The sequence below is a fragment of the Sphingomonas sp. genome (genome assembly GCF_031380695.1).
In the GTDB taxonomy this organism is placed as follows: Bacteria; Pseudomonadota; Alphaproteobacteria; order Sphingomonadales; family Sphingomonadaceae; genus Sphingomicrobium.
This window is the reverse complement of sequence record NZ_JANMWY010000039.1, coordinates 1-6,451: the sequence shown is the minus strand read 5'-3', so window position 1 is coordinate 6,451 and position 6,451 is coordinate 1. Positions and strand designations below refer to the sequence as shown.

Here is a 6,451-nt window from a genome sequence, read left to right as displayed (position 1 = left end):
GCCAAGCAGGCGCGCAACCGCAAGACCCAGGCGATCCTCCCCATCCGCGGCAAGATCCTCAACGTCGCCAGCGCCACCGCCGACAAGATCCGCGCCAATGGCGAGATCGCCGACCTCCAGCTCGCGCTCGGCTGCGGTATCCGCGACCGCTTCGACGAGGATGCGCTACGCTACGAGCGAATCATCATCATGACCGACGCCGACGTCGACGGCGCCCACATCGCCACCCTGCTGATGACCTTCTTCTTTCAGGAAATGCCCGAGCTCGTCCGCCGCGGCCACCTCTTCCTCGCCCAGCCGCCGCTCTATCGCCTGACCGTCGGCGCCAAGTCGCTCTACGCCCGCGACGACGCCCACCGCGAGGAGATCGAGGCCAAGGAGTTCAAGGGCAAGAAGGTCGATGTCGGCCGCTTCAAGGGGCTCGGGGAAATGAACCCCAACCAGCTCAAGGAGACGACGATGGACCCGGCCAGCCGGTCCCTCATTCGCATCACCCTGCCCGCCGAGTACCAGGACCGCCAACCGGTCAAGGACCTGGTCGAGCGCCTCATGGGCAAGAACCCCGAACATCGCTTCAACTTCATCCAGGCCAGCGCGGCGTCAGTCGAAGAGGGGGCGATTGACGCCTAATTATTTGGGAGGTGCGCCTAGTGTTTCAAACACCCGTTCCGGCACCGAATTGGTGTTCTGGAACGCGACGATCATCCACCCGCCCGCCCCGCGCGTCAGCACCTGCGTCTGGATTCCGCGCTGTGGCACATTGCCGCCCGATCCGTCGGGACTGAGCGCCCCGGTCATCGTCCAACCGACATGCGCCACCACAACGCGCGGCGCGACGAACCGCTCCCTCACCGCCTCGACATGCAGCATGCTCCGGCTGAACACCGTTGCGAAGGCGCGGCGCAGCTTGTCGCGCAGCTCCGCCCGGCCCTTTCAGTGCCAGCCGAGCAAGTTGACTACGTCCGCATCTGCGGCGAACAGCGCGGCGTAGGCGACGCTGTCATGCGCGTTCCACGTCGCCTCTTGCCGCGCCTCCACTCGGCGAATTTCCGATTCGATTGACCGGGACGTCGCGACCGTGGCTGGGGCAGCAAGAATGCCCATGGCAGCGATCAACAAGTTCGCATCATTACGTCGACTCCCATCAATCGCGCCATTATCTGCCGCCTCTACCGCGCGCCAAACCCCGTCAGCATCGTCTTCACCGTCCGGAATAGGATCAGCAAGTCCAGCCACGGCGAGAAATATTTGATGTAGTAGAAATCATAGTGCAGCTTGCGGTGGACCTCGTCGACGTCGGCGACATGACCCTGATTGACCTGTGCCCAGCCCGATATCCCCGGCTTCACCACATGGCGGTAGCGATAGAATGGAATTTCATCGGTATACCAGCTTGAGAGTTCCTCGGCTTCGGGCCGGGGGCCGATCCAGCTCATCTCGCCGCGCAGGATGTTCCACAGCTGCGGCAGTTCGTCGATGCGGGCGTGACGCAGGATCCGGCCGAGCGGCGTAATCCGAACGTCGGCAATCAGCGTGATCGCTCGCTCACGGTCGCCCGGCGGCGCGTCCTCGTCAAAATGCTGCATCGTGCGGAACTTCATAACGCGGAACATGCGCCCGCCGTGGCCGACCCGGTCCTGGCGGAAGAACACCGGCCCCTTGCCCTCAACCAGGATAGCCAGCGCGACCACCGCAATGACCGGCACCACCACCGGCAGTGCCACCACCGCCACGGACAAATCGAGCATTTCCTTGAAGTGGAAATAGCCCCGCGCCGGCATCAGGCTGCCGAACCCATTCTCGCTGATATGCTCGATCTCGACCCGCCCGGTCAGCGATTCGAACAATTGCTTGACCTGATAGACCACCCGCCCGTCGACCGCTGCATCGGCCAGGAACGCCTCCCATTCGGCCGGCATGTCGGCCCCGAAATCGGCGACGATCGCCTCGCACCCGTCGAGCTCGTCGAATGACGGTCGCTGCATCACGCGCCAGTCGATCGTCTCGATGTCGGTCAGCCCGCGATGGTCGCCGAACGGCACGATCGCGATCGCCAGATCGTCGCGCCGCTGGGCGAAGAAATAAATGGCGTAGAGCCACAGCAGGTGAACGATATATCCTGCCAGCAGGAAGCTGCGGTCATAGGGCAGGCGCAACAGGACGATCGCGACCACCACCAGCGCATGGCTGGCCGACGCGACCGGCAGGTTCAGCGAACTCGACCGCACCCCCGGGAAGGGCTCGACCGAGAGCCGCACCCAGAAGGCGATGAACACCGCCACCGCATTGCCGCCAAAGGTGTTGAGCGCCGGCGGATCGCCCGCGCTCCCCGGCGTCAGCGCCAGCCGGATGAAATAGGGGAGGAACGCGCTGACGAGCAGCGCGCCGAGCAATTGCACTCGCCGCCGCGTCATGGGCGATCGCCGCTGGATCGACCGGACGGGCGTGGAGTGAAGCACCTACAAGCTCCAGCGATCGACGCCGGGCAGGTCGAGCGATCGCCAAATGCCCTTCACGTCCGCCAGCGTCCCGCCTTCGGTCAGCAGCGCCGCCAGATGCCGTGCATCCATGTCGCGATATTCCTTGTGCCCCACAGCACCGAGCACCAGATCGTACCGCGCTGGGCCGACCGCCGTCAACGCGAAGCCATAGTCGCGCTGCGCCTCGTCCGCATCGGCCAGCGGATCGGCCACGCTCACTCGGTGCCCCAACGCCTCCAGCCGCCGGATCACGTCGATCGTCCGGCTATTGCGCAAATCGGGCACATTTTCCTTGAAGGTCAGCCCCAGCACCAGCACCGATCCGGCCTGCCCGCCGCGCCGTTCGTGCAGCCGGTCGGCGATCCACGCGCCCATTCTGTCGTTGGTCCCGCGCCCGGCCAGGATGACGTGCGGCTCATGCCCCAGCCGCTGCGCCAGGTGGCTCAGATAATAAGGATCGACGCCGATGCAGTGCCCCCCGACCAGCCCCGGATCGAACGGCAGAAAATTCCATTTCGTCCGTGCCGCCGCCAGCACATCCCACACCGACACGTCGATCTTCGCCATGATCTGGGCGACTTCGTTCATGAAGGCGATGTTGATGTCGCGCTGGGCGTTTTCGATTACCTTGGCGCCCTCGGCGGCCTTGATCGACGCCGCGCGATAGACCCCGCCACTCGTCACCGCGCCATAAACGGCGGCGAGTTGCTCGACGACCTCGTCATCTTCGCCGGCGATGACCTTGGTGATCCGCTCGACGCTATGCTCGCGGTCACCCGGGTTGATCCGCTCGGGGCTGTAGCCCAGCCGGAAATCGCGACCGCGCCTCAGGCTGCCCGCCTGCTCGATCTCGCCGCCGCACAATTGCTCGGTCACGCCTGGATAGACGGTGCTTTCGAACACCACCGTCGGTCGCTTCGCCGGGTCGATCAGCCCCGCCACCGTCCGCGACGCGGCGATCACGGCGCCAAGGTCGGGCTGATTATCCGCATCGACCGGCGTCGGCACGGTTACGATATACAGGTCCGCCCCGGCACAATCGATGGCCTCCGCGGTCAGCCGAAGAAGGCTCGCGGCCAGCAAGTTCGGCGCGACCTCCCGCGTGCGATCATGGCCGGACGTTAGCTCCGCAATTCGCCCCGCATCGATATCCAGCCCGATGGTCGGAAAATGCCGCGCCAGCGCCACCGCCAGCGGCAGTCCGACGTAGCCCAGTCCGACGACGACGATGTGCGGCCCCCCGGCGATCATCCTAGCGCGTGCCGCGCCCAACCCCGCGATAGGTCAGGCCCGCCCGCTCGACCGTCTCGCGGTCATAGATGTTGCGCAGGTCGATCAGCGCATTGCCGCGCATACCCTTGGCCATCCGGCCAAGGTCGAGCGCGCGAAATTCGTCCCACTCCGTCACGATGACCAGTGCATCGGCACCCTCCGCCGCCGCGTAGGCATTGGCTGCGAATTGCACCCCGGGCAGCAGCGGCTCGGCCTGCTCACGCCCGACCGGGTCGAACGCCGCCACCACCGCGCCGCCCGCCATCAGCGCCTGCGCCAGGGGGATCGACGGGCTGTCGCGCATGTCGTCGGTATTCGGCTTGAACGTCAGCCCCAGCAGCCCGACGCGCTTACCGTCCAGGCTCCCGCCCAGCGCGTCGCGCACGCGCTCGGCCATCTGCGCCTTGCGCGCGTCATTGACCTCGACGACCGTGCTGACAATCCGTTGCCGCACGCCATAGTCCTCGGCGGTCTTGAGCAGCGCCAGCGTGTCCTTGGGGAAACAGCTCCCGCCATAGCCCGGCCCGGCGTGAAGGAACTTCGACCCGATCCGATTATCGAGTCCGATCCCGCGCGCGACATCCTGCACATCCGCCCCGACCGCTTCGCACAAATCGGCGATCTCGTTGATGAAGCTGATCTTCATCGCCAGGAAGGCGTTGGCGGCGTACTTAGTCAGTTCGGCCGTGCGCCGCCCGGTGAACAGCAGCGGTGCCTGGTTGAGGAACAACGGCCGGTAAATCTCGGCCATCACGTCGCGCGAGCGCTGGTCCTCGGCGCCAACGACGATGCGGTCGGGAATCTTGAAGTCGCGAATGGCCGCGCCCTCGCGCAGGAATTCAGGGTTGGACGCGACGCTAGTACCCTCGGGCGCCCCCTCCTCCTTCAGAATACGGGCAATCTCGTCGCCGGTGCCGACCGGCACGGTCGACTTGGTCACGACCACCACCGGGCCCTTAAGCGCCCCGGCCAGCTCGCGCACGGCGGCATAGACATAGGTCAGATCGGCATGCCCGTCGCCGCGCCGCGCCGGTGTCCCCACCGCGATGAACACCGCATCCGCCTCGGCGGCCCCCTCGGCCAGGTCGGTCGTGAACGTCAGCCGCCCGCGCGCCATGTTCGACTTGACCAGCGCCTCCAGCCCAGGCTCCCAGATCGGCATCGTGCCGCCGTGGATCAGCTCGATCTTGCGCGCATCCTTGTCGACGCAGGTCACGTCATGCCCGAAATCCGCCAGGCAGGCGCCCGAAACGAGACCGACATAGCCCGTGCCGATCATGGTGATACGCATTGGTAAATGATTCCGACGTGAAGACGATCGCGCGAGGCATAGCTATCCGGTGACGGCAAGGCCAGCCGCTTGATCGACTCAGCCGCCGCTGTTTTCGCTCGCCGACGTTTCGGTTTCGGTCGCCGTCGCATTGGGATCACTCGCCTCGCCAGCGGCTGCGTTGGGATCGACCGCATTCGGATCGACCGCCTCGTTTGACGGCTCCGTGCCGTTGGCCGGGTCGGCAGCCAGCGTCTCCGTGTTTACGATATCAGCTGTGGACTCCGGCGGGTCCTCCGACGCCACCACCGCGCCCGCCAGGGAGAGCAGCAGCCCGAAGCCGCCGAGCATCAATTGCCGCCACAGCGACTGGACTGTCGGAAATTCCACGTCGCGCAGCTTGACGCCCCCGCCGACGATCGCAGCGATAATGCACGCCACGCCCGCCAAGACCAATGCAATAGCCATCATTTGCCCCCCCGGCCGCCCCCAACATCGTCGGCGGTAGCAAGATTAGCCTCCCCGCGCATCGGCTTTCGTGAATACGTCCAGCCCCGCGCCATTCTGGTCCGGTCGGGCAAGCACGGCCCGATCTTCGCGGCGGCGAAGATCTGACGCCTCGCTTTCGCGCCTGAACCGCGCTATGGGCCGCGCCTTCCCATGGCCACCACCCTCCCCACCCCGCCGCGCGTCGGCATGGTTTCGCTCGGCTGTCCCAAGGCATTGGTCGACAGCGAGCGCATCCTCACGAAATTGCGCGCCGACGGCTATCAGATGTCGCCCGACTATGCCGGCGCCGACGTCGTGCTGGTCAACACCTGCGGCTTCCTCGATAGCGCCAAGGAGGTATCGATCGAAGCGATCGGCGAGGGATTCGCAGAGAATGTACGGGTCGTCGTCACCGGCTGCATGGGCAAGGAAGCCGACGTCATCCGCGCCCGCTTCCCGCGCGTCCTCGCGATCACCGGGCCGCAGCAATATGACGAGGTGGTCGCCGCCGTCCACGCCGCCGCCCCGCCGATTCCCCACGCCTATCTCGATCTGGTGCCGCAGGCGGACCTCGGCCCCGACCTCAAGCTCACCCCGCGCCACTACAGCTATGTGAAAATCTCCGAGGGCTGCAACCATCGCTGCGCCTTCTGCATCATTCCCTCGATCCGTGGCGACCTCGTCAGCCGCCCGCCCCACGCCATCCTGCGCGAGGCCGAGAAGCTGATCGCCGCCGGCACGCGAGAGCTGCTCGTCATCAGCCAGGACACCAGCGCCTACGGCCTCGACCTCAAGCATGGCGTCCGCCCGTGGAAGGGCGGCGAGGTGCGCGCGCACATGACCGATCTCGCCCGCGAACTGGGCGAATTGGGTGCCTGGGTGAGGCTCCACTATGTCTATCCCTATCCCCACGTCGACAGCGTCATCCCGCTGATGGCCG

Annotated in this window: 8 protein-coding genes; 2 read left to right on the top strand and 6 right to left on the bottom strand. The window is 66.0% G+C overall.

Annotated elements, in window-relative coordinates; genetic code table 11:
• Window positions 1-630, top strand: a 630-nt coding sequence (locus RMN84_RS01435) for a toprim domain-containing protein (protein WP_309610428.1), incomplete at its 5' end; no start/stop codon positions are given.
• On the opposite strand, the gene RMN84_RS01430 is transcribed toward RMN84_RS01435, so the two are convergent.
• The 6 genes from RMN84_RS01430 to RMN84_RS01405 form a co-directional block, all read right to left on the bottom strand.
• A complete protein-coding gene (locus tag RMN84_RS01430) occupies window positions 631-870 on the bottom strand; it encodes a hypothetical protein (RefSeq protein WP_309610427.1) in 240 nt (79 codons plus the stop codon). It abuts the gene before it with no gap.
• Between the two features lie 63 nt (window positions 871-933).
• Window positions 934-1,119: a hypothetical protein gene (locus tag RMN84_RS01425; RefSeq protein ID WP_309610426.1), complete on the bottom strand. Its 186-nt coding sequence runs from the start codon at window positions 1,117-1,119 to the stop codon at window positions 934-936.
• Between the two features lie 50 nt (window positions 1,120-1,169).
• Window positions 1,170-2,414, bottom strand: coding sequence for a sugar transferase (locus RMN84_RS01420; protein ID WP_309610425.1), 1,245 nt, complete (start codon window positions 2,412-2,414; stop codon window positions 1,170-1,172).
• A 45-nt stretch (window positions 2,415-2,459) separates the two neighbouring features.
• Window positions 2,460-3,731, bottom strand: a complete 1,272-nt coding sequence (locus RMN84_RS01415; protein WP_309610424.1) for a nucleotide sugar dehydrogenase — start codon at window positions 3,729-3,731, stop codon at window positions 2,460-2,462.
• A gap of 1 nt (window position 3,732) precedes the next feature.
• On the bottom strand, window positions 3,733-5,043 hold the full coding sequence (locus tag RMN84_RS01410; protein WP_309610423.1) for a UDP-glucose/GDP-mannose dehydrogenase family protein: 1,311 nt from the start codon (window positions 5,041-5,043) through the stop codon (window positions 3,733-3,735).
• 78 nt (window positions 5,044-5,121) lie between these two features.
• The gene (locus RMN84_RS01405; RefSeq protein ID WP_309610422.1) at window positions 5,122-5,493 is read right to left on the bottom strand and encodes a hypothetical protein; all 372 of its coding nucleotides are present in this window, start codon (window positions 5,491-5,493) and stop codon (window positions 5,122-5,124) included.
• Window positions 5,494-5,682: 189 nt separating this feature from the next.
• On the opposite strand from RMN84_RS01405, the gene RMN84_RS01400 reads away from it, so the two are divergent.
• Window positions 5,683-6,451 (top strand): radical SAM protein (locus RMN84_RS01400; protein ID WP_309610421.1); only part of this gene is annotated, 769 nt, incomplete at its 3' end.

What these genes read in the sequence shown, in the direction of transcription:
- RMN84_RS01430 (WP_309610427.1), bottom strand. Translation starts at nt 870, where the DNA reads ATGCTGCATGTCGAGGCGGTGAGGGAGCGGTTCGTCGCGCCGCGCGTT.
- RMN84_RS01405 (WP_309610422.1), bottom strand. Translation starts at nt 5,493, where the DNA reads ATGATGGCTATTGCATTGGTCTTGGCGGGCGTGGCGTGCATTATCGCT.
- RMN84_RS01415 (WP_309610424.1), bottom strand. Translation starts at nt 3,731, where the DNA reads ATGATCGCCGGGGGGCCGCACATCGTCGTCGTCGGACTGGGCTACGTC.
- RMN84_RS01420 (WP_309610425.1), bottom strand. Translation starts at nt 2,414, where the DNA reads ATGACGCGGCGGCGAGTGCAATTGCTCGGCGCGCTGCTCGTCAGCGCG.
- RMN84_RS01410 (WP_309610423.1), bottom strand. Translation starts at nt 5,043, where the DNA reads ATGCGTATCACCATGATCGGCACGGGCTATGTCGGTCTCGTTTCGGGC.